Annotated in this window: 20 protein-coding genes; 7 read left to right on the forward strand and 13 right to left on the reverse strand. The window is 67.0% G+C overall.

Annotation, left to right across the window (positions count from 1 at the left end):
• Positions 1–12 precede the first annotated feature (12 nt).
• Both AC0CH3_RS03885 and AC0CH3_RS03890 read right to left on the reverse strand, forming a co-directional pair.
• A complete protein-coding gene (locus tag AC0CH3_RS03885) occupies positions 13–1,641 on the reverse strand; it encodes a hypothetical protein (RefSeq protein WP_354302934.1) in 1,629 nt (542 codons plus the stop codon).
• Positions 1,642–1,691: 50 nt separating this feature from the next.
• Positions 1,692–2,048, reverse strand: coding sequence for a hypothetical protein (locus tag AC0CH3_RS03890; RefSeq protein WP_354302932.1), 357 nt, complete (start codon positions 2,046–2,048; stop codon positions 1,692–1,694).
• 151 nt (positions 2,049–2,199) lie between these two features.
• On the opposite strand from AC0CH3_RS03890, the gene AC0CH3_RS03895 reads away from it, so the two are divergent.
• The 3 genes from AC0CH3_RS03895 to AC0CH3_RS03905 all read left to right on the forward strand — a co-directional run bounded on the left by AC0CH3_RS03895 (position 2,200) and on the right by AC0CH3_RS03905 (position 3,552).
• Positions 2,200–2,436 carry a hypothetical protein gene (locus AC0CH3_RS03895; protein WP_354302930.1) on the forward strand — a complete coding sequence of 79 codons (237 nt, stop codon included), beginning with the start codon at positions 2,200–2,202 and terminating at the stop codon, positions 2,434–2,436.
• A gap of 48 nt (positions 2,437–2,484) precedes the next feature.
• Positions 2,485–2,955: a VOC family protein gene (locus tag AC0CH3_RS03900; RefSeq protein ID WP_354302928.1), complete on the forward strand. Its 471-nt coding sequence runs from the start codon at positions 2,485–2,487 to the stop codon at positions 2,953–2,955.
• A gap of 84 nt (positions 2,956–3,039) precedes the next feature.
• Positions 3,040–3,552 (forward strand): GNAT family N-acetyltransferase, encoded by a 513-nt coding sequence (locus AC0CH3_RS03905; RefSeq protein WP_457325981.1) that lies wholly within the window; start codon positions 3,040–3,042, stop codon positions 3,550–3,552.
• Positions 3,553–3,572: 20 nt separating this feature from the next.
• Here AC0CH3_RS03905 and ychF read toward each other — a convergent pair whose 3' ends face one another.
• The gene (ychF, locus tag AC0CH3_RS03910; protein WP_055880966.1) at positions 3,573–4,670 is read right to left on the reverse strand and encodes a redox-regulated ATPase YchF; all 1,098 of its coding nucleotides are present in this window, start codon (positions 4,668–4,670) and stop codon (positions 3,573–3,575) included.
• 294 nt (positions 4,671–4,964) lie between these two features.
• Here ychF and AC0CH3_RS03915 point away from each other — a divergent pair, with 294 nt between their 5' ends.
• Complete coding sequence (locus AC0CH3_RS03915) at positions 4,965–6,029, forward strand: NAD(P)-dependent alcohol dehydrogenase (protein WP_354302926.1); 1,065 nt, start codon at positions 4,965–4,967, stop codon at positions 6,027–6,029.
• A gap of 146 nt (positions 6,030–6,175) precedes the next feature.
• Here the strand turns inward: AC0CH3_RS03915 and AC0CH3_RS03920 are convergent, their stop codons facing one another.
• The 4 genes from AC0CH3_RS03920 to AC0CH3_RS03935 all read right to left on the reverse strand — a co-directional run bounded on the left by AC0CH3_RS03920 (position 6,176) and on the right by AC0CH3_RS03935 (position 9,448).
• Positions 6,176–6,781 (reverse strand): TIGR02466 family protein, encoded by a 606-nt coding sequence (locus tag AC0CH3_RS03920; protein WP_056479833.1) that lies wholly within the window; start codon positions 6,779–6,781, stop codon positions 6,176–6,178.
• A complete protein-coding gene (gene pth, locus AC0CH3_RS03925) occupies positions 6,778–7,347 on the reverse strand; it encodes an aminoacyl-tRNA hydrolase (RefSeq protein WP_354302924.1) in 570 nt (189 codons plus the stop codon). The genes AC0CH3_RS03920 and pth overlap by 4 nt, the downstream gene beginning before the upstream one ends.
• 242 nt (positions 7,348–7,589) lie before the next feature.
• Positions 7,590–8,288 (reverse strand): 50S ribosomal protein L25/general stress protein Ctc, encoded by a 699-nt coding sequence (locus AC0CH3_RS03930; RefSeq protein WP_056020790.1) that lies wholly within the window; start codon positions 8,286–8,288, stop codon positions 7,590–7,592.
• Positions 8,289–8,539: 251 nt separating this feature from the next.
• The gene (locus AC0CH3_RS03935; protein WP_354302922.1) at positions 8,540–9,448 is read right to left on the reverse strand and encodes a TraB/GumN family protein; all 909 of its coding nucleotides are present in this window, start codon (positions 9,446–9,448) and stop codon (positions 8,540–8,542) included.
• A 162-nt stretch (positions 9,449–9,610) separates the two neighbouring features.
• Between AC0CH3_RS03935 and AC0CH3_RS03940 the strand changes: the two genes are divergently transcribed.
• From AC0CH3_RS03940 to ppdK, 3 genes are all read left to right on the forward strand, one after another.
• Positions 9,611–10,450, forward strand: coding sequence for a glycine--tRNA ligase subunit alpha (locus tag AC0CH3_RS03940; protein WP_354303550.1), 840 nt, complete (start codon positions 9,611–9,613; stop codon positions 10,448–10,450).
• A 124-nt stretch (positions 10,451–10,574) separates the two neighbouring features.
• Positions 10,575–12,815 carry a glycine--tRNA ligase subunit beta gene (glyS, locus tag AC0CH3_RS03945; protein ID WP_465237627.1) on the forward strand — a complete coding sequence of 747 codons (2,241 nt, stop codon included), beginning with the start codon at positions 10,575–10,577 and terminating at the stop codon, positions 12,813–12,815.
• 63 nt (positions 12,816–12,878) lie between these two features.
• The gene (ppdK, locus tag AC0CH3_RS03950) at positions 12,879–15,542 is read left to right on the forward strand and encodes a pyruvate, phosphate dikinase (RefSeq protein ID WP_465237628.1); all 2,664 of its coding nucleotides are present in this window, start codon (positions 12,879–12,881) and stop codon (positions 15,540–15,542) included.
• Positions 15,543–15,766: 224 nt separating this feature from the next.
• Here ppdK and AC0CH3_RS03955 read toward each other — a convergent pair whose 3' ends face one another.
• Genes AC0CH3_RS03955 through AC0CH3_RS03980 form a run of 6 tightly spaced genes read right to left on the reverse strand, consistent with a single transcriptional unit; the run spans position 15,767 to position 21,835 of the window.
• Positions 15,767–16,180, reverse strand: a complete 414-nt coding sequence (locus tag AC0CH3_RS03955) for a hypothetical protein (RefSeq protein ID WP_354302918.1) — start codon at positions 16,178–16,180, stop codon at positions 15,767–15,769.
• A gap of 53 nt (positions 16,181–16,233) precedes the next feature.
• Positions 16,234–17,226, reverse strand: coding sequence for a type II secretion system F family protein (locus AC0CH3_RS03960; protein ID WP_056020800.1), 993 nt, complete (start codon positions 17,224–17,226; stop codon positions 16,234–16,236).
• A 10-nt stretch (positions 17,227–17,236) separates the two neighbouring features.
• Complete coding sequence (locus AC0CH3_RS03965; protein ID WP_354302916.1) at positions 17,237–18,208, reverse strand: type II secretion system F family protein; 972 nt, start codon at positions 18,206–18,208, stop codon at positions 17,237–17,239.
• 53 nt (positions 18,209–18,261) lie between these two features.
• Positions 18,262–19,545 (reverse strand): AAA family ATPase, encoded by a 1,284-nt coding sequence (locus AC0CH3_RS03970; protein ID WP_354302914.1) that lies wholly within the window; start codon positions 19,543–19,545, stop codon positions 18,262–18,264.
• Positions 19,545–20,180, reverse strand: a complete 636-nt coding sequence (locus tag AC0CH3_RS03975; RefSeq protein ID WP_354302912.1) for a CpaD family pilus assembly protein — start codon at positions 20,178–20,180, stop codon at positions 19,545–19,547. Before AC0CH3_RS03975 ends, AC0CH3_RS03970 begins: the two co-directional genes overlap by 1 nt.
• A gap of 32 nt (positions 20,181–20,212) precedes the next feature.
• Positions 20,213–21,835 carry a type II and III secretion system protein family protein gene (locus tag AC0CH3_RS03980; RefSeq protein WP_156350386.1) on the reverse strand — a complete coding sequence of 541 codons (1,623 nt, stop codon included), beginning with the start codon at positions 21,833–21,835 and terminating at the stop codon, positions 20,213–20,215.
• Between the last annotated feature and the right edge of the window lie 4 nt (positions 21,836–21,839).

The raw sequence follows: 21,839 nt of genomic DNA on the forward strand, positions 1-21,839 counted from the left end.
CCTTGCCGGGAGCTACAGGCCGACCGCGAACTTGCCAAACAGCGTCCAGCTGACCGGCGTGGCCCCGTACGCCGCCTTCAGCGCGGCGGGCTTGTCGTAGACCGCGACGGTCCCGCCCAGCGCCAGTCCGAGCGGCCCGATGATCGGCAGGCGATAGGCATAGCCTGCCTCCGCCTTCGTCACGCGGAACTTGACGTCGTGGAGCGGATCGTCGTGATCGGGGAAAAGCTCGTCATTGGCGACGTTCTCGACGCGCCCGAAGACGGCGTGCCGCGGCGTCAGCTCATAGGTCGCCTCCGCGAGAAACGCGCTCAGCTTCTCGCCCGGCACGCGGTCCTTCAGGCTGTAGGCGAAGGTCGTCGACAGCCCCGCGCGCGCATATTGGACGCTCGCGGTCGAGCGCTTCTCATCCTCGCCCGGATGCTGCGCCTCGGGTTCCTTCAGCCGACCGTGGCTGGCCTGCACCGCCCAATAGGGGGAGGGGGTCCAAGTGCCGCGGATGCTCCACGAATCGAGCCGCGGCGTCTCGATACCCCAGCGACGCTCGTCGGGTTCGCGTCCCTTGAACGCCGACGCTTCCAGCTGGAATGCCGGCGTCGCGTAGCCGGCGGTCACCACGCCATAGGTGATGTGCGTCGAATCGAACCAGTGGTGCGTGATCGGCGACATCGGCTGATAGCGCGCCGATCCGCGGTGCATGAACGCGCTCGGTCCCAGCGCAGGCTCGCCCACCGGCCCGCCATAGACGAAGACGGTCGCGCCGTTGCCCAGCCGGTAATCGAGCTTTGCGGCCAGCTCCATGAACAGGTCATGCGGATGCTGGCGATCGACCAGCGGGAGTCCGTTCGCGAGTTCGCCCGTCGCGAACAGGTTCGTATAGCCGCGCGCGCCCATCAGCGGTTCGAGGCTGTTCATCGCGCGCAGCTGGATATGGAAACGCTCGCCCAGATCGCGATCCGCCATCACCATCGCCATCGACTGCACGAACGCCTCGCGTCGGCCGCGCGGGCCGCCCTGGTCGGTCGCGACGCCCCAGGCATAGCCGTGCGCCATCAGCATCCACTCGCCGGCCTGTGTCATATAGCCGCGCATAGGCCCCTCGGCAGTCGGCAGCCGCGACGTCCCGCTCCCCTGGCCGTAGAATCCGGCGGACGTCCCCATCGCCATCCCCGCCATCGCCGAGCCCGCGGGCATCCTCGCCGACGCCGCATCGGACGCCGCGCGGTACGCCGGGTCCGCGATCATCGCATGGCCCATCGCTGCATGCGCCATCGACGCGTGCTCCGCCGCCATGCCGGGCATCGCGCCATGATCCATCCGCGAATGGTCCATGCCGGTCATCGGGTCGGGCGTCGCCGCCGGCGCCTGTGCGGCATGCCCCATCGCGCGATGGTCCATGGTCGCATGATCGACCGTCTCGCCCGACTCCGCCGCGTGCGTCGCGGGACGATCCGGCATCGTGTGCGGCTTCGCCGTCTCGGACGGGCTCTGTTTCGGCTTGGCATCGGGCATCGTCATGCCCCCCATCGGCATGGCATGCTGCGCCAGCGCGTCCGTTGGCATCGCGGCGAATCCTGCACCGCCGACAAGCAGCATCGTCCTCGCGGCACCAGCCGCGAGCAACCTCGATCGAACAATCATCAGAAATCCTTGGAAAAGCTTGAAAGTCGGTGTGCGTCGGCACCCGGCGATCAGCCCTCCCGCGGAGGCCGCAGGGCTGGCGCGACGCCCGCCCCTAGATCGAGCACGGCAGCCTGCTCGATCAGCAGCGGCCGCTCGTGCATCGGCCTGCCCTCGATCCGCGCGCCATTCCAGTTCGACGGCGGCACGCACCCGATGCAGCCATGCAGTGCGGTCGCCTTGCGCTCGGGCGACCCATGATCCGGCTGTGCGTCGGTCATGACGTGCGTCGGGGCCATGACCATGCCCGCCATGTCCATCGCCGCGGCATGCCCGCGCGGTGCAGGCGCGTCATGGCACGCTGCGGGCGCGACCGCAGGAAACGCAAACGCAGCAAGGAGGAGGGCCAGGATCAGGCGCGCGATCATCGGGTCGCTTTAGGCGCCGATGCGACCCACCACAACCTCCGAGCCTTTGGGGGAGCCAATGGCAGGGACGGCTGCGACGGTCGGGCCGTGGTCATGCTTGCCGCGGGGTCGCGGGCTTGCCGGACCGCCGCAAAGCGTCCAGCCTCCGCCAATGACGATCGCAGACCAGTCCGGACGACGCGAAGCGCGTACCCGCAACGCCGCCAAGATTTCGATCCGGTTCGGCAAGCGCGCGACGCTCGACGCGTCGGTCACGACCGCGGGCATGCTGTCGGCCGGCGCTCTGGTCTCCGCAATCCTCCTGTCGACCGCCGTCGTCGTCGCCGCCGCGGGCCGCACCGGGGCACGGCGCGCGCTCGCCGCGCCCGATCGCGACGCTGGCGATTGACCGCGATTGCTCTAGCCTGTGCATCCATCGTTCCGGAGTGACTCGTTCATGATCTTGTTTCCAGTCCTGCTTGCCCTTGCCGCGGCACCACAGGCGGCGGCCGCGATGCCCGCGCAGGCGGCGCCGACAAAGCCCGCGCAGGCGGAGCACGTCGCGATCCAGGCCGCGGACATCGATCGCAGCGCGACCTTCTATCACGAGGCGTTCGGGCTGCGCGTCATCCCGACGCCGCTGAAGAACCGGCGATGGCTCGACCTCGGAAACGGGCTCGCCCTGCACATTCTCGACGGACGCACCGCGCCCAAGCCGTCGAACCGGAACGAGCATCTCGCGCTCCACGTCGACGACCTTGCCACGGTGACCGCATGGCTCGACCAGCGCCATCTCGTCTGGACCGACCTCGCGGGGACGCAGCGGACGATGCAACTCCGCTTCGACGGCGTCCGGCAGATCTACGTGCAGGATCCCGACGGCTATTGGCTGGAAATCGGCGACTCGCGCGGCGTCCCGTCGAAATAGAGGCGTGTAGAGACCCGGTGCGAGGGGGCGCAGCGTCGGGGCCCCCACGTGCCGACCGTCGCGGCGATGACGAGAAGCGAACGCATGGTTGAGATACGCACGGAGAGACTTCTGCTGAGGCCCGCATCGATGGATGACGTGCCCGCGTTCCACGGTATCCTTAGCGATGCTGCAGCCATGCAGTTCTGGTCGACGCCCCCGCACCAGGACGAAGCGGAAACCCACGACTGGGTTGCCGCGATGATGGCGATCAGTCCGGGGAGCGGCGAGGACTTCGTCATCGAGCGGGACGGGCGGGTGATCGGGAAGCTGGGGCTGTTTCAGTTTCCCGAGATCGGCTTTATCCTGCACCGCGACACCTGGGGGCGCGGCTATGCACGCGAAGCGCTCACCCCCGTGCTCGACCGCGCCTTTTCGGTGCATGGTCTGGCGTGCGTCGAGGCGGACGTGGACCCGCGCAACGCGGCTTCGCTTCGGCTGTTGCACGGCGCCGGGTTCGAGGAGACGGGGCGTGCCTCTCGCACCTGGAACATCGGCGGCGCGTGGAGCGACAGCGTGTATCTCACGCTGCGAAATGGCCAACGCGACGTCGGTTAGCCATCCGCGCGGGTCGCGCCTCAGCTGTGCAGGAAGTGCATCACGTCGCCGTCATGGACGACATACGCCTTGCCCTCGGCGCGCAGCTTGCCTGCCTCGCGGGCCTTCGATTCCCCGCCCAGTGCGATGAAGTCGTCATACGCGATCGTCTCGGCGCGGATGAAGCCCTTTTCGAAATCGCCGTGGATCTCGCCCGCAGCCTGCGGCGCGGTCGCGCCCGCATGGACGGTCCAGGCGCGCGCCTCCTTCGGGCCGACCGTGAAGAAGGTCAGCAGCTGGAGCAGCTTGTACCCCGCGGTGATGACGCGCGCGAGGCCGGTCTCTTCCAGCCCCAGCTCGCCCAGGAACTCGCCGCGATCCTCGGCGGGCATCGTCGCGATCTCCGCCTCGATCGCCGCCGACACGACGACCGCCTCGGCGCCCTCGGCCGCGGCCTTTTCGAACACGCGCGCCGACAGCGCATTGCCGTTCGCGGCATCGCCCTCGTCGACGTTGCACACGTACAGCACGGGCTTGGCGGTCAGCAGCTGCGCCTGTGCGAACACGCGCGCCTCGTCCTCGTCCTTGGGTACCGTCAGCCGCGCGGGCTTGCCTTCGCGCAGCAGCTCGAGTGCCTGGCCGAGCACGGCCGCGCCGATCTTCGCCTCCTTGTCGCCCTGCATCCCCTTCTTGGCGAGGTTGGGGACGCGCTTCTCGAGGCTTTCGAGATCGCTGAGCATGAGTTCCGTTTCGACGGTCTCGGCATCGGCGATCGGGTCGACCTTGTTGTCGACATGAGTCACGTCGCCATTCTCGAAACAGCGCAGCACGTGGACGATCGCGTCGACCTCACGGATGTTGCCGAGGAACTGGTTGCCGAGCCCTTCGCCCTTCGACGCGCCGCGCACGAGGCCGGCGATGTCGACGAAGCCGAGCTGAGTCTCGATGATCTTCTGCGAGCCCGCGATCTTCGCCAGCGAGTCGAGCCGCTTGTCGGGCACGCCCACGTTACCGACGTTGGGCTCGATCGTGCAGAACGGATAGTTCGCCGCCTGCGCCGCGGCCGTCTGCGTCAGCGCGTTGAAGAGGGTGGACTTGCCGACGTTCGGCAGCCCCACGATGCCGCAGCGAAAACCCATGATATGCCCTTGGTATAAGAATGTGCGCCGCGCTTTAGGGCAGGGCGCCACGGAACGCCAGCATCAGGCCTGAGCCTTCGCCCTAACTCTCCCGTCATCCTGACGAAGGTCAGGATCCAGGGTCGCATGGGGCACCATCCGTAACTCTGGATCCTGACTTTCGTCAGGATGACGGAGTGCGCGACTGATCGACGTAACCGATTGCCGCAATGCAGCAAAATTATCATACCGTTCGGTAGATATCGGGGTCGTCGTGCGTATATCGCGTTCTGCCAGTCAGAATTTAGGAATAGCATGACCACCACCGCCAAGGGCTATGCCGCCCAGTCGCCCGAGACGCCGCTCGCACCGTTCAGCTTCGAGCGCCGCGCGCCGGGCAAGACCGACGTCGCGATCGACATCGCGTTCTGCGGCGTCTGCCACTCGGATCTCCACACCGCCAAGGGCGAGTGGGAAGGCACGCTGTACCCGTGCGTTCCCGGCCACGAGATCGTCGGGCGCGTCACCGCGGTCGGTGACGACGTCACCAAGTTCAAGGTCGGCGACATCGCCGGCGTCGGCTGCATGGTCGACAGCTGCGGCCAGTGCCCGTCGTGCACCGACGGCGAGGAGCAATATTGCGAGACGACCGGGTTCGTCGGCACGTATAACGGCCCCGATCCCGTGCTCGGCGGCCACACCTTCGGCGGTTATTCTGATCATATCGTCGTCGACGAAGGCTTCGTGCTCAAGGTCTCGCATCCCGAGGCCGATCTCGCCGCGGTCGCGCCTTTGCTCTGCGCCGGCATCACCACCTATTCGCCGCTCAAGCACTGGAAGGTCGGCCCCGGCCAGAAGGTCGGCATCGTCGGTCTCGGCGGTCTCGGCCACATGGGCGTCAAGATCGCCAACGCGATGGGCGCCGAGGTCTATGTCTTCTCGACCTCGCCGAACAAGCGTGACGATGCCAAGCGTCTGGGCGCGAAGGACCTGATCGTGTCGAAGGATGCCGATGCGATGGCGGAGCATGCGAACAGCTTCGACTTCATCCTCAACACCGTTGCCGCACCGCACAATCTCGACCCGTTCCTTGAGCTGCTCAAGCGCGACGGCACGATGACTTTGGTCGGCGTGCCCGCTGAGCCGCATCCGTCGCCCTCGGTCGGGAACCTGATCTTCCGCCGTCGCCAGCTGGCAGGCTCGCTGATCGGCGGGATCGCGGAGACGCAGGAAATGCTCGATTTCTGCAACGAGCATGGCCTGGTGTCGGACATCGAGATGATCCGCATGGATGAGATCGAGCCCGCGTATGACCGCATGGTCAAGAGCGACGTGAAGTACCGCTTCGTCATCGACATGGCGTCGATGCCGACGGCCTGATCGGGCAGGGGCGGCGCGCGTTGCGGGTGCCGCCCCTTCTCCGTCATCCTGACGAAAGTCAGGACCCAGGGTTACGAGCGCCTACGTTGCTTGGCTCTGGGTCCTGACTTTCGTCAGGATGACGGGGAGCGTGGGGGCCGCCTACCTCACCACCGATAGTTGAAACTGATGCTGATCCGCTCGCCCTTCGCAGCATTCGGCACGACCTCATGCCTGAGCCAGCTCTCCCAGAGAAACACGCTCCCCGGCTTCGGCACCGCATAGACGAACGTCCGCAGATCCTCCGGCGCATCGTCGAGCCGCGTCGGCGCCGCCATCATCATCGGCAGCCGCGGATCCTCCAGCTTCAGCGCACCCGCGCCCTCGGGAATCGTCACGTACATCGTCCCCGACACGACGCTGTGCGGATGGATATGCCCCGAATGCGCGCCGCCGGGCTTGAGGACGTTCACCCACAGGCTGTCGAGCTTCAATTTCCGCCCACCCAGATCGAACGCGCAGTCCTTCGCGAACGCCGCGACATGCTTGTTGAGCAACCGCACCAGATCGCCGAACCGCGGATCGCGCAGCGGCAAGTCGTTGAGCGACGCGTAGGACGTGTACCCACGATAGCCATGCGCCTTCGACCAGGCGACACCCGCGCGGTCCGCCTTGGACAGTTCGAGCGCCGCGTCCTCCAGCTCCTCGACCAGAGCATCGTCGCCGAGATCGGCCTCGTAGAACCGGGTGGCGAACAGCGAACGGGTGGTCATGGTTGCATCCTCACAGCGACATCATTCATGAAGCGGACGTCGTCGCCCGCCGCCAGCCACGCCGCCTCCGCGGCGATCGCGCCGAGCATGTCGGACAGCGGCTCGATCTCCGCCTTGGCGTAATTGCCGAGCACATAGCCGGTGACGCGGTCCTTGTGCCCCGGATGCCCGATGCCGAGCCGCACGCGGCGGAAATCGGGGCCCAGATGCTGGTCGGTCGAGCGCAGCCCATTATGCCCCGCGGTCCCGCCGCCGGTCTTCACCTTGACGCGGAAGGGGGCGATGTCGAGCTCGTCGTGGAACACCGTCAGCGCATCGACGTCGAGCTTGTAGAAGCGCAGCGCCTCGCCGATCGCGCGGCCGCTCTCGTTCATGAAGGTCGCAGGCTTCAGCAGCAGGATCTTCTCCGATCCGATCCGCCCCTCCTGCGTCCAGCCCTGGAACTGCTTCTTGACCGCGCCGAAGCCGTGCACCGCGGCGATCGCGTCGGCGACCATGAACCCGACATTGTGCCGGTGCATCGCATATTGCGCCCCCGGATTGCCGAGTCCCGCCCAGATCTGCACGTTCTATTCTCCAAAAACGATCGTTGCCCGCGCCCCAAACCGTCATTCCCGCGCAGGCGGGAACCCATAATGGCAAGCCTCTCGATTCCATAGGAAGGTCTGAGGGTCTGGATCCCCGCCTGCGCGGGGATGACGGTTTTTCTGGGTGGGCGGTACGCCGATACAAAATGAAACGGGCGGGAAAGCCCTAGCTTTCCCGCCCGCCCGATCACGTCAAGACAATCATCCGAAGATGAAGGAGATTAGTCCTTCTTCTGCGGCGTGATCTTGTCGTCGTCGTTGTTATCGTCGTTCGGCTCGACCGGGGTCTCTTCCTCGGCAGCAGCCTCGGCGGCCTGCGCCTCGGCGACTTCAGCTTCGAGCTGCTCGTCCTCAACGGTCGGCACGGTCGGCGGCACGATCGTGGCGATCGCGAAGTCGCGGTCGTCGATCGCAGGCGTCGCGCCCTTGGGCAGCGTCACGTCGCTGATGTGGATCGAATCGCCGATTTCCTTGCCGGCGAGCGAAATCGTGATCTCGCCCGGGATGTCCGATGCGTCGACGACCAGCTCAATCTCGTGGCGCGTGATGTTGAGCACGCCGTTGCCGCGCTTGATGCCCGGTGCCTCGTCCTCGTCGGTGAACACGACCGGCACGGCAACCGTCACCGTCGAGTGCGCACCGATGCGCAGGAAGTCGACATGGATCGGGCGATCGCTGACCGGGTGGAACGACACGTCCTTGGGGAGCGTGCGGATGCCGTTGACCATCACGACCGAATTCATGAAGTGGCCGGTCATCAGCGCCTTCATCAGCGCCTTTTCCTCGAGGTGAACCGACGTCGGTTCCTGATTCTGGCCGTAGATCACGGCAGGCACGCGGCCATCACGACGCAGCGCCCGGGAGGCTCCCTTGCCAACCCGGTCACGCGTCTCGGCTGCGAGCGTCAACTGTTCGCTCATCGATATTCTCCGAAACTCGTTTGTTGTCCTTCCCGCCCACGCCTCCAGGGATGACCATGGACCGGAAGCGCGGGCGCATAGCGGAAGTGAGGGGGAAAAGCAATTCTACCCCTCTCCCCTCGGGGGAGAGGGAGGGGCCCGCTGCAAAGCAGTGGGAGGGTGAGGGCACGGTCTGCCCCAAACGCGTGCCCTCACCCTTCCGGCGCAAGTGCGCCTCCCTCCCTCTCCCCCGAGGGGAGAGGGTAAGTCGCTCAATACCGAACCCGCTCTGCCTTCACGCCGAGCTTGGCCAGCTGCGCCTGGACGCTATCGGCGCCCGCCAGATGCCCGGCACCGACCGCGACGAACACCGTCCCCGGCGTCTTCATCCGGTTCGCGACCCACTCCGCCCAGCGCGCGTTGCGATCGACCAGCAGCACCTTGGCCACCTCGGGCGAATCCTTCAGGCTCTCGTTCATCTCCTTCGCGAGTGCCTCGGGATCGCCCTTTGCCCATTCGTCGACCATCGTCGCCATCGTCGTCTCGAGCTTGGGCAGCTCGTCGATCGTGCTGCCGAGAAACTGCAGCTGCGCCTTTTGCGACAGCCCGCCGAAATACCCCAGCTGCTGCTCCGCGGTCTCCAGACCCGTGACCGGCTTCCCCGCCGCCTTCGCCGCCGCGGTGATCACCTGCTCGGGCCCGTTCGCCGCGTCATAGCCAAGCTTGGACAGCGGCGCGATCGACAGGTTGGTCGCCGCGAGCCACGGCTTGAACCGGTCGAACGCGTTCGCCGGCAGCCCCAGATCGGTCACCGCCTTCGCATAGGCCGCGCGCTTGTCCGCGGGCAGCTGTTCGGTCAGCGTCGGTCCGTCCTTCGCGACGCCGGTCGCCATCACCAGCGTCTGCATCTTCGCCGGATCGGGCATCACCAGCTCGAGCACGACCTGTTGCGAGCGGTCGAACGCGGTCTTCACCGCCTCGTCGAACCACGTCATGCCGGGTTTGAGCACATGGATCGTCCCGAACAGATAGATCGTCGTGTCCTTGTCCTTCACCACCCACAAGGCCGGATCGGCATCGTTGGCGGCCTGCGCCGGTTTCGGCGCGACCTGCGCGCAGGCGGGGAGGGCGAGGGACAGGGCGAACGCGGACAGCGCGGCGCGCAACGGTGCAAGCTTCAACGAACGTCCTTTGTGGTTGTGCAGGGTATGTCGGGTATTGCGGTCGACGCTTCAATACAAACCCGACGGTCGTGCCCGCGAGACCGGCTTGCTAGATCGCGCCCCATCCGCCAAAGCCCGCGCGTGACCCAGCCCCTGAAAAAGCCTCTCAGCTTCCAGCGCATGATCCTCACGCTCCATGACTATTGGAGCGAGCACGGGTGCCTGATCCTGCAGCCCTACGACATGGAAATGGGCGCGGGCACCTTCCACACCGCCACGACGCTGCGCGCGCTCGGGCCGAAACCGTGGAACGCCGCGTTCGTCCAGCCCTGCCGCCGCCCGACGGACGGTCGCTACGGCGAGAACCCCAACCGGCTCCAGCATTATTACCAGTATCAGGTGATCCTGAAGCCTTCGCCCGCCAACCTCCAGGAACTCTACCTCGGCAGTCTCGCGGCGATCGGCATCGACATGCTGAAGCACGACATCCGCTTCGTCGAGGACGACTGGGAAAGCCCGACGCTCGGCGCCTGGGGTCTCGGCTGGGAGGTCTGGTGCGACGGCATGGAGGTGACCCAGTTCACCTATTTCCAGCAGATGGGCGGCTTCGACATGAAGCCCGTCGCGGGCGAGTTGACCTACGGGCTCGAGCGCCTGGCGATGTATATCCAGGACAAGGACAGCGTCTACGACCTCGCGTTCAACGACACCGGGGTGACGTATGGCGAGGTGTTCCTGGAGAACGAGCAGGAGATGTCGAAGTGGAACTTCGAGGTCGCCGACACGGACTCGCTGTTCGACCAGTTCCGCAAGCACGTCGCCGAATGCGAGAACAGCCTGAACCACCAGCTGCCGATCCCGGCGTACGAGCAGGCGATCAAGGCCAGCCACGTCTTCAACCTGTTGCAGGCGCGCGGGGTGATCTCGGTCGCCGAGCGCCAGGCCTATATGGGCCGAGTCCGCGACCTCGCCAAAGGCGCCTGCGCCGCCTGGATGGACAAACACGGATGGGCAGCGTGATGCTCCCAAGCGCCGCAGGCTGTATCTCTTGTTCTCTCCGCGTCCTCTGCGCCTCTGCGCGAACAGACTATCGCGCAGAGGCGCAGAGAGCGCAGAGTGTTTTTGCTCCGACCGGTGAGCCCGAATGACCGACTTTCTCTTAGAACTCCGCTCCGAAGAAATCCCCGCCCGCATGCAGGCGAAGGCGCGTGAAGATCTCGCCAAGCTCTTCACCGCCGAACTCGCCAAGGCGGGCATCGCCACCAGCGCGCTCGTCACCTATGCGACGCCGCGCCGGCTGACGCTGATCGCGCGCGACCTGCCGCTCGAGACCGCCGCGGTCTCCGAAGAGGTGAAGGGCCCCAAGACGTCCGCCCCCCCGCAGGCGCTCGAAGGCTTCCTGCGCAAGACCGGCCTCACGCGCGAGCAGCTGGTCGATCGCGGCGGCACGTTCTTCGCGGTCACCGAAAAGCCCGGCCGCGCCACCGCCGCCGTGCTGGCAGACGCCATCCCCACAATCGTCCGCGCGTTCCCGTGGCCCAAGTCGATGCGCTGGGGCGATGCCTCCGCCAGCACCGAAAGCCTGCGCTGGGTCCGCCCGCTGCAAGGCGTCGTCGCGCTGCTCGGCGAAGAGATCGTACCGTTCGAGATCGCGGGCATCGCGAGCGGCGCCGCCACGCTCGGCCACCGCTTCCACCACCCCTACCAGATCACGATCGGCGGCGCGCACGACTATGTCGAGAAGCTGCGCGCCTGCCACGTCATCGTCGATCACGACGAGCGCGCGACGCTGATCCGCGATCACGCGCGCGAGGCCGCGATGCAGGCCGGGCTCGAGCTGATCGACGATGAGGGTCTCGTCGCCGAGAATGCCGGGCTCACCGAATGGCCGATTCCGCTGCTCGGCCAGTTCGACCCCGCGTTTCTCGACGTGCCGCCCGAGGTGATCCAGCTCACCGCGCGCGTAAACCAGAAATATTTCGTCTGCCGCAGCGCCGACGGGACGCTCGCCAACGCGTTCGTCTGTACCGCTAACATCGCCGCGCACGACGGCGGCGCGAAGATCGTCGAGGGCAACCGCAAGGTGCTCGCCGCACGTCTGTCGGATGCGAAATTCTTCTACGACACCGACCTGAAGGTGCCGCTCGAAGAGCAGGCGGGAAAGCTCCAAAAGATCGTCTTCCACGAAAAGCTCGGCACGCTCGCCGACAAGGTCGACCGCGTCGCGAAACTCGCGCGCTGGCTGGTCGAAAAGGGCATCGTCACTCCTGCTCCCTCTCCCTTGCGGGGAGAGGGCCGGGGTGAGGGGCTGCCCAGCGGCGCCACGCCCGGAACAGCCCCTCACCCCAACCCTCTCCCCGACGGGGAGAGGGAGCAGCTCGCCACCCTCGCAGACCGCGCCGCGCGTCTCGCCAAGGCGGATCTCGTCACCGGCATGGTCGGCGAGTTCCCCGAATTGCAGGGCCTGATGGGCGGCTACTACGCCGCAGCCCAGGGCGAGCACCCCGCCGTCGCCGCCGCGATCCGCGACCATTACAAGCCGGTCGGGCAGGGCGATGATGTTCCTACCGACCCGGTGACGGTGGCGGTCGGTTTGGCGGACAAGCTGGATACGCTCTTCTCGTTCTTTGCCGTCGAGATGTTTCCGACTGGGTCCAAGGACCCATTCGCATTGCGAAGAGCAGCGCTGGGAGTCCTGCGTACGATCCAGGCGGCCAATCTCAAGTTCAAGATCGACGCTGCAGCGCGCGCGTGGTCTGGCGAAGAGAATGCCGCGCTCGGTATCGTGCTCTCCGACTTTCTGCATGATCGCCTCGGCGTTCAGCTGCGTGAAGCTGGCATCCGTTATGACTACGTCCAAGCTTCCACCGGCTGGGGCACTGGAAGCGACGACCGGGTCGATCGGGTCGAAGCGCGGGCTAAAGCTCTCGCCAATTTCATATCGACCGAGGACGGCAAGAACCTGCTCGCCGGCTACAAGCGCGCCGCCAATATCCTCAAGAAGGAAGCACCTTCTGCTCCCTCTCCCCTGCGGGGAGAGGGTAGGGGAGAGGGGCTGCCAAGCAGTGCCGCGCCCGGTACTGCCCCTCACCCCGACCCTCTCCCCGCAGGGGAGAGGGAGCAGTATGCGCCCGAACCGGCAGAGGCCTCGCTCCAGTCCGCGCTCGACACCGCCGAACCCCGCGCGACCGCAGCAATCGCCGCGGAGGATTTCGCCGCGGCGATGGCCGCGCTGGCGTCGCTGCGTGCGCCGATCGATGCGTTTTTCGATAGCGTTATCGTCAACGATCCCGACCCTGCGAAGCGCTCCGCCCGTCTCGCGCTACTTGAGCGCGTTCGCGCCGCAGTGCACAACGTCGCGGATTTTTCGAAGATCGAGGGCTGACCCGCCCCGCCTGCATAGACTTTCACTGCCGCCTTGTGCGCAACAACACCTAGAGGACCCGTGATGACCCAATATGTGTACCGCTTCGGCGGCGGTGTTTCGGACGGCGGCAAGGGCGATCGCAACCTGCTCGGCGGCAAGGGTGCGAACCTCGCCGAGATGGCGTCGATCGGCCTCCCGGTCCCGCCGGGCTTCACGATCTCGACCGAGTTCTGCGCGGTCTATTACGACGAGGGCGGCCAGTTCCCGCAGGGCCTGCGCGACGAGGTCGCGACCGGCCTCGCGCATATCGAGGGCGTCACGGGCAAGAAGTTCGGCGACGCCGCCGACCCGCTGCTCGTCTCCGTCCGGAGCGGCGCGCGCGCGTCGATGCCGGGGATGATGGACACCGTCCTCAATCTCGGCCTCAACGACGAGACGGTCGAGGGCCTCGCCGCCAAGTCCGAGGACGCACGCTTCGCGTGGGACAGCTATCGTCGCTTCATCCAGATGTACGCCGACGTCGTGCTGGAGCTCGATCACGGCGCGTTCGAGGAAGCACTCGAGATCGCCAAGGAAGACCAGGGCTTCACGCTCGACACCGAACTCAGCGCCGACGACCTGCGCGCGCTGGTCGCCGAATATAAGAGCCTCGTCGAAAAGCAGTGGGGCAAGCCCTTCCCGCAGGACGTTCACGACCAGCTCTGGGGCGCGGTCGGCGCCGTGTTCGGTTCGTGGCAGTCCGAGCGCGCGAAAGTCTATCGCCGCCTCAACGACATCCCCGCCGCCTGGGGCACCGCGGTCAACATCCAGGCGATGGTGTTCGGCAACATGGGCGAGACGTCGGCGACCGGCGTCGCGTTCACGCGCGACCCGTCGAAGGGCGACCGCGCCTATTATGGCGAGTTCCTGATCAATGCCCAAGGCGAAGACGTCGTCGCCGGCATCCGCACCCCGCAATATCTCACCAAGACCGCGCGCGAGGACGCCGGCGCCAAGCCCGCCTCGATGGAAGAGGCGATGCCCGAGGTCTACGGCCAGCTCGCCGACGTGTTCGACACGCTCGAAAACCATTATCGCGACATGCAGGACATCGAGTTCACGGTCGAGAAGACCAAGCTCTGGATGCTCCAGACGCGCGCCGGCAAGCGCACCGCCAAGGCTGCGCTCAAGATCGCGGTCGACATGGCGAACGAGGGGCTGATCACGCGCGAGGAGGCGATCCAGCGCGTCGATCCGATGGCGCTCGATCAGCTGCTCCACCCGACGCTCGATCCCAATGCGACTCGCGATGTGCTGACCAAGGGCCTGCCCGCATCGCCGGGCGCGGCTTCGGGCACGGTCGTGTTCGACGCCGACACCGCGGAGAAGAAGGCCGCCGACGGCGTCGCGGTCATCCTCGTCCGCACCGAGACCAGCCCCGAAGACATTCACGGCATGCACGCGGCCAAGGGCATCCTGACCGCGCGCGGCGGGATGACCAGCCACGCTGCCGTCGTCGCTCGCGGCATGGGGCGCCCGTGCGTCTCGGGCGCGGGGACGCTGTCGATCGACGCCAAGGCCAAGATCATGCGCTGCGGCGGTCGCGAGGTGAAGGAGGGCGACCTGCTCACCATCGACGGCACCACCGGCGAAGTGATGATCGGCGCGGTCGCGACCGTGCAGCCCGAGCTGTCGGGCGATTTCGCGTCGCTGATGGTGTGGGCCGACGAGGTCCGCCGCCTCAAGGTCCGCGCCAACGCCGAGACTCCGGAAGATTGCCGCGTCGCACGCGAGTTCGGTGCCGAGGGCGTCGGGCTGTGCCGGACCGAGCACATGTTCTTCGAGACCAGCCGCATCACCAACGTCCGCCAGATGATCCTGGCGACCGACGAGAAGGGGCGTCGCGTCGCGCTCGAGAAGCTGCTCCCCGAACAGCGCAAGGACTTCACCGAGATCCTCGAGGTGATGGCCGGGCTGCCGGTGACGATCCGCCTGCTCGATCCGCCGCTCCACGAATTCTTGCCCCATGAGGAGGCGGAATTCGCCGAGGTTGCAAACGCCGCGGGGATCGACGTCGACACGCTCAAGCGGCGCGCGGCGGAACTGCACGAGTTCAACCCGATGCTCGGCCATCGCGGCTGCCGTCTCGGCGTGACCTATCCCGAGATCTACGAGATGCAGGCACGCGCGATCTTCGAGGCGGCGGTCGACGTCGCGGAGAAGTCGGGCGCGGCACCGATCCCCGAGGTCATGATCCCGCTGGTGGCGACCCGCCGCGAGCTCGAGCTGATGAAGGCGGTCGTCGACAAGGCTGCGCAGGCGGTGTTCGCCGACAAGGGCCGGACGATCGAGTATCTCGTCGGCACGATGATCGAGCTCCCCCGCGCAGCGCTACGCGCCGGCGAGATTGCGGAAGTCGGCGAGTTCTTCTCGTTCGGCACCAACGACCTGACGCAGACGACGCTGGGCGTCAGCCGCGACGACGCGTCGCGGTTCCTCGGCGCCTATGTCGAGCAGGGCATCTACGCGAAGGACCCGTTCGTCAGCATCGACGTCGAGGGCGTCGGCGAACTGATCGAGATCGCCGCCGAACGTGGCCGCAAGACCCGGTCCGACATCAAGCTTGGCATCTGCGGCGAGCATGGCGGCGACCCGGCGAGCATCGCGTTCTGCGAGAAGGTCGGTCTCGATTACGTCTCGGCCAGCCCGTACCGCGTGCCCATCGCCCGCCTCGCGGCGGCGCAGGCGGCGCTGACCGAGAAGTAAGACAATACGACCCCACCCCGGCGAAGGCCGGGGCCCAATTGGGGATGCTGAGTAACCAGGGAACGTCCTGAGTTACTTCAGACATACCGATTGGGCCCCGGCCTACGCCGGGGTGGGAAATACTCGAGAAAGACTGTTTCCCCGCGAAGGCGGGGGCCCAGACTGGGCTCCCGCCTTCGCGGGAGAGCACGTAGCGGGGGAAACGGTTCTCCCGTCGCCGAACCTCAGCGACGCGGGTTGAAGTCGAACCAGCCGCGCTTGGCCCCGTCGGCGGCGAATGCCGGGCGGGCGCTCTGGCTCGCGACTGCACTGCGCTGCGCAATCGGTGCGGCAACGCGCGTGTCCGTCGTCACCGGTGCCGACACGAAACCGGGAGCGGTGGCAGGTGCCGCGACCGGTGCGGCGGCAGCCGCCTTCACCAGCCGTGCATTCTCATGCTCGGCCTCGACCGCGCGCTTCTCGGCGGCGGTCGCACGGGCATCGGCGTCCTTCTTGGCGGCGCCATGCGCATCGCGTTCGGCGAGATAGCGCGCCTTCCACTTCTTGCCCCCCGGATGGCTTGCAAGACCCAGCAGCCAGCCCGCGATCAAGACCAGCCCCAGTGCGGCGAACTGCGTCGGTGTGGAAAACAACGGCATCGTGAAACCCTCCTGTTACGGGGGCTCAACGATCCGCCGCGGCTGCGGTTGCCTCAGCCCTTGAGCAGCGCGTCCGAGATCGAGCAGGCCGCCGGGCCGAGGATGACGACGAACAGCACGGGCAGGATGAACAGGATCAGCGGCACCGTCATGATCGCCGGCAACCGCGCTGCCTTTTCCTCGGCACGCATCATCCGCTCGTTGCGGAACTCGCCCGACAGCACGCGCAGCGCAGACGCGAGCGGCGTCCCGTATTTCTCGGTCTGCACCATCGTCGTGACGACGCCCTTGACCGCGTCGAGCTTCACCCGGTTCGCCAGATTCTCGAACGCGCTGCGCCGGTCGGTGAGGAAGCCCAGCTCGATCGCGGTCAGCGTGAATTCCTCGCCCAGCTCGGGATAGGCGCGCCCCAGCTCGCGCGCGACGCGGTGGAACGCGGCATCGATCGTCAGCCCGGCCTCGGCGCAGATCACGAGCAGGTCGAGCGCATCGGGAAGGCCCTTGCGGATCGCATCGGTGCGCTTCTTGATCTTGTTGTCGAGATAGAGGTCGGGCGCCTTGTAGCTCAGGATGAAGCTCATCGCGACGAGCCCGTATTTCTTGAGCGGGCCCCAGGTCGCGAACCCGTCGGTGCCGTAAACCCATATCAGCATCGCGCCGCCGATCACGATCGGCAACACCAGCCGGCCGAAAATGACCGCCGGCGCCCATTCCTTCGACCGGATCCCCGCCTGCGCGAGCTTGACCTGGACCGCCTTGACCTGGCTGTCCTGCAGCACCTTCATCGACGACAGCCAGCCGCGCATCCGGTCGGCGGTGTCGTTGCGCTGGACCAGCTTCGCGCGTCGCTTGGTCGAGGCGGTGATGCCTGCCTTCAGCTGTTCGCGCCGGTCGTTCAGCGCCTTGACGCGCTTGGTCATCGGGTCGCTGACGGTGGTGACCGCATAGATCGCGATCATCACCGCGAACGCCGCGATCCCCGACAGGATGGTCGCGGCGGTGATCACGTCGATTCCGAGCAGCGTAGGTCCGGCGGTCTCGCCCATCGTCTAGGTCCTAAATCTCGAAACTGATCATCTTGGACATGATGAACGACCCGATCGCCATCCAGCACAGCCCGCCAAGCCCGATCACGATCAGCCGCTCGTCGATGAAGAAACGTTGCATGTACGTGCCGTTGATGAACCAGATCAGCCCGAACACGATGAACGGCAGCGCGCCGATGATATAGGCCGACGCCTTGGATTCGGACGACATCGCCTTGATCTTCAGCTTCATCTGCGCGCGCATCCGCAGCACGTTGGCAAGATTGGCGAGCGTCTCGGCCAGGTTGCCGCCGGTCTCGCGCTGGATCGCGATCGTGATCACGAAGAACTGGAATTCGGGCGTGCCGAGCCGGTCCGCGGTCTCCTGCAGCGCGACGTCCATCGTCCGGCCGATCTTCATCTTGTCGCTGACCGAGCGGAATTCCTCGCCGACCGGGCCGTCGAGTTCGCTGCCGACGACGCCGATCGTCTCGCTGATCGGCAGACCAGACCGCAGGCCGCGGACCAGCAGCTCGATCGCGTCGGGAAATTTCTGCGTGAACTTGCCGACGCGCCGCGCGATGACCTTGCCGACCACGAGGTGCGGCAGGCCGACACCGATGAACAGCCCGACGAAGAGCGCGAGCAGGATCGGCAGCCCCTTCAACAGCATCAGCGTGGCCACCACCAGCGCGATGACCGCGGTCGCGACCCCGTACTGCCCGACGGTCCAGTCCTTGCCCGTCATCGCGAGCCGCTTGGCGAGTTCGGCGGGGTTGGGCAGGATCCGGCCGACCGCCAGATCCATCCGCGTGTCGCGCGCGTTCGCGATCCGGCGCATCTGCGCCTCGGCGATCACCGCGCCTTCGCCGTGCCGCTCGCGCAGCGATGCGATCCGCCGCGTCTGCGCACGGCCCGTCGACGGCCCGGCGAACGCGAACACGATCATCCCGATCACCAGCGTCGCGCCGAGCATCACCATCACGAACGGCATCATGTCCATGACGGCCTAGGCCTCCCTGCGCGCGGATTGCGGGATATTGGTCGGCATCACCGTCACTTCTTCTTCGCCGGCCGCTTCGCCATCAGGCCCTTGAGCCCGCCGAACTTGCCGAGCAGCGAGCCGCCCTTGCCCGACGCGCCGTTCACCGCGTCGTCGCCCGCGTCCATGTTCACGATCATCTCGTTCACCATCGTGACGATCGGTGCGATCGTCTTCGATGCCTTGCCCGCCTCGACGATCGGCTTGCCGAGCTTGGCCGCCTGCGATGCGAGCTTCTGGTCGAAGGTCACGACGTAATCGATCTTGCGTTCGATCGAGCCCTCGAAGTCCTTGCGCGTGATCTCGAGCTGCCCGCCCGCGTGCATCCGGTTGGCGAGCACGACGACCTTGCCCTGCGGCGCATTCGATTTGAGCCACGACAGGATGCGGATCGTGTCGCGCGCGGCGGCCAGCGTCAGTTCGGTGACGACGACGACGGTGTTCACGTCGTTGATCAGATGCGGGTGCTGCACCAGCATCGCGCGCGGCAGGTCGACGACGGTGCATTCGAACGCCGCGCTCATCTCCTCCTGCAGCTGATAGAAGGCGGCGCCATCGGTCATCAGCGGCGCGTTGATCGGCGCCTCCGCGCTCAGCACGGACAGCCGTTCCGACGCCTTGACCATCGCACGTTCGATGAACAGCCCGTCGATACGGCTCGGATTCTCGATCGCGTCGGTCAGGCCGCGACCGGGCTCGATATCCAGCGACAGCGCGCCGGTGCCGAAATGGACGTCGAGGTCGAGCAGCGCGGTCGACCGGCTCTCGCGGTCGGCGATCAGCCACGCGATCGATGTCGCGATCGTCGACGCGCCGACGCCGCCGCGCGTACCGATCACTGCGATCGAGCAGTGCGCACGATCGGTGGAGGCCTCGACGTGCTTGGGCGCGTTCAGGATCGTCTGCGCATGGCCGAACGTGTCGCGCAGCATGTCGGGGTGAAGTGGCTTGAGCAGATAGTCGTGGATCCCGCTGGCGACGAGGTCGCGGTACAGCCGGACGTCGTTGACCTGTCCCGCGGCAATCACGATCGTGCCGGGTTCGCAGACTTCGGCAAGCGCGTTGATGTCGTTCAGCGGGTCGCCCGATTCGGCGAGGTCGACGAACAGGATCTGCGGCGATGCGGATACCGACAGCGACTGGATCGCGTTGCGCAGCCCGCCCTTGTTGACCTTGTCGACTGACCAGCCGAGCTCGGCGGCGATCGGACGCAGCGCCTCGGCGGTGATCTCGTCGCAGACATAGGCGGCGAAGGGCTCGCGGTGCGCGATGCCGCCGGGCTTCCAGGGGGCGTTCATTACTTCCCTCCCACGGTTTCGGACTTCAGCGCATTGCCCGCGCCGGTCGGGACCGCCTTGCGGTACGTGTCGATCGCCTTGAAGGACGAGGCGGGGTCATAGGTCTCGCTGACCGCCGATCCGCGGACCAGGTCCTCCGGTCGCGCGATCATCGCCGCGAGGTTGCTGTTCACCGCGCAGCCGTAATTGGCCGACGTATGGCTCGCGATCTCGTTGCTGGCGTTGCGCGACCAGTCGGGGCACCCGCGCACTTCCGCGCGCATCCGGCTGACGACGACGCGGATCGCGCCGGGGCTGACCGGCGCCTGCGTCACCGGCGTGTCGTCCGACAGCAGCAGGCCATAGCCCGCGACCACGTCGGCGACCTGCGCGCGCGCCGCGGGCGTCTCACCCGCCGGGTCGTCGATCGCGACGCGGTCGCCATAGGCGATCCGCATCGTGTTCATCCAGCCTGCGAGCCGGCGCGCCTCGCCCGGGGCCAGCCCGTCGCCCGCGGTGCCGAGGTCGAGCGCATAGTCGGCGCGGCTGACCACCGGCTGGTGGACCGATTCGAGGCCGCGATTCTGCGTCCCCATGCAGCCACCGAGCAGCAGCGCGAATCCGAGCGTCGCCAGCAGGAGCGGATGTGTCGTCATTGCGTGAAATCCTTTGGACACGGTGCGCGGGGTCAGCGGGAGAAGCCGGGCATCGGGACAATGCCCTTGCCCGATCTGGCCGGCGCCGCCGCAGGCAGCGAGCGGGTATCCGCCACGGGGTTCTGACGGTCGGGACGCGACAGCGGACCGACGGGGGCGGTCGCACCGATCGCCGGGGTCGCATAGCCCGTTGGCGCGACCGTCGGGACGGGGCGCCGCTCGCCCGTCGTGCCGTTGCCGAGTTCGCCCAGCAGGACGCGGCCGGCATCGGTCGGCGCCTTGTAGCCGTCGGTCGGCAGCGCGATGTCGGACGGGTTGTTGACCGGCTTCACCAGATACGGCGTGATGATGATCACCAGCTCGGTCTCGTTGCGCTGGAAGCTGTTCGAGCGGAACAGCGCGCCGATCACCGGCAGGCTCGCGAGCCCCGGGGTCTTGTCGTACGTGTTGTTGTGCGCGTTCGACAGCAGCCCGCTGATCATCATGCTCTGCCCCGAACCGAGCTCGACCGTCGTCTCGGTCCGCCGCGTGGTGAGGCCGGGGACGCGCGTGTTGTTCAGCGTCACCGCGTTCGAATAATCGAGCTGCGACACCTCGGGACGGACGCGCAGCGAGATGCGGCCGTCGGACAGCACCGTCGGCGTATAGGCCAGGCTGACGCCGTATTGCTTATACTCGACCGTCACCGTCCCCAGCGCCTGCGCGATCGGCACGGGCACCTCGCCGCCGGCGAGGAACGTGCCCGTCTCGCCCGACAGCGCGGTCAGGTTCGGATTGGCGAGCGTCGAAACCTGTCCCGTCTGCTCGCCGAGATCGATCGCCGCGAGCAGGTCGAGCCCGAGCAACCGTCCGGCCAGACCCAGCGAGGTCGCGTTGTCGGCCTTGGCCGGAAAACCGAACAGGGTGCTGCCGGGGAACGCGCCGTTCGCGTCGATCGGCGTGCCCGGCGCGCCGATGACTCCGGGGACGGTGGTGATCGCGCCCTGTCGCCCGCCCTGCGCGATGTTGAACAGGAAATTGCCCGATCCGCGGCTCGTCAGGTTGACGCCGATCGTCTTGACGAAGCTGCGTGACACCTCGGCGACGCGCACCTGCAGATTGACCTGCAGCGGGGTCGCGGTCTTGAGGCGCGACAGGACCTTGGTCTGGTCGCCGACGAACGCCTGGACCAGCCGTTCCGCCTCGGCGGCGTCCTCGGGTGCCGCGACCGTCCCGGTCAGCAGCACGAGGCCGTTCATCGACGTCGCGACGACCTGCGCCTCGGGCATCGCCAGCCCGAGCATCTGCTGGACCGAATCGAGGTTGTTGCCGACGCGGACGGTCGAGCTGTAGACGATCGCGCCACCCTTCGCGGTGGCCGAGATCGTCGTTTCGCCCGTCTTCTTGCCAAAGATGTAGAGCTGGGTCGGCGACCGGACCTGGACGTCGGCGATCGTGTCGTCGGCGACGAACAGGTCGCTCATCGGCCGCGACAGCGTCACCAGCCGGCCGCGACCGGTGTTGACCTGGACCAGCCCGGAGGGGGGCGCCTGCACCGCGGCGCGCATCGTCCGCGGGGAATTGCTCTGCGCGTCGGCGATCGCGGAGGGCGCCGTGCCTGCCGCTGCGAGGATCGCCGCGAGCGGCCATCCCAGCGGCGCGCGCAAACCTGTCATGCGG

This window comes from Sphingomonas sp. AC449 (assembly GCF_979253475.1).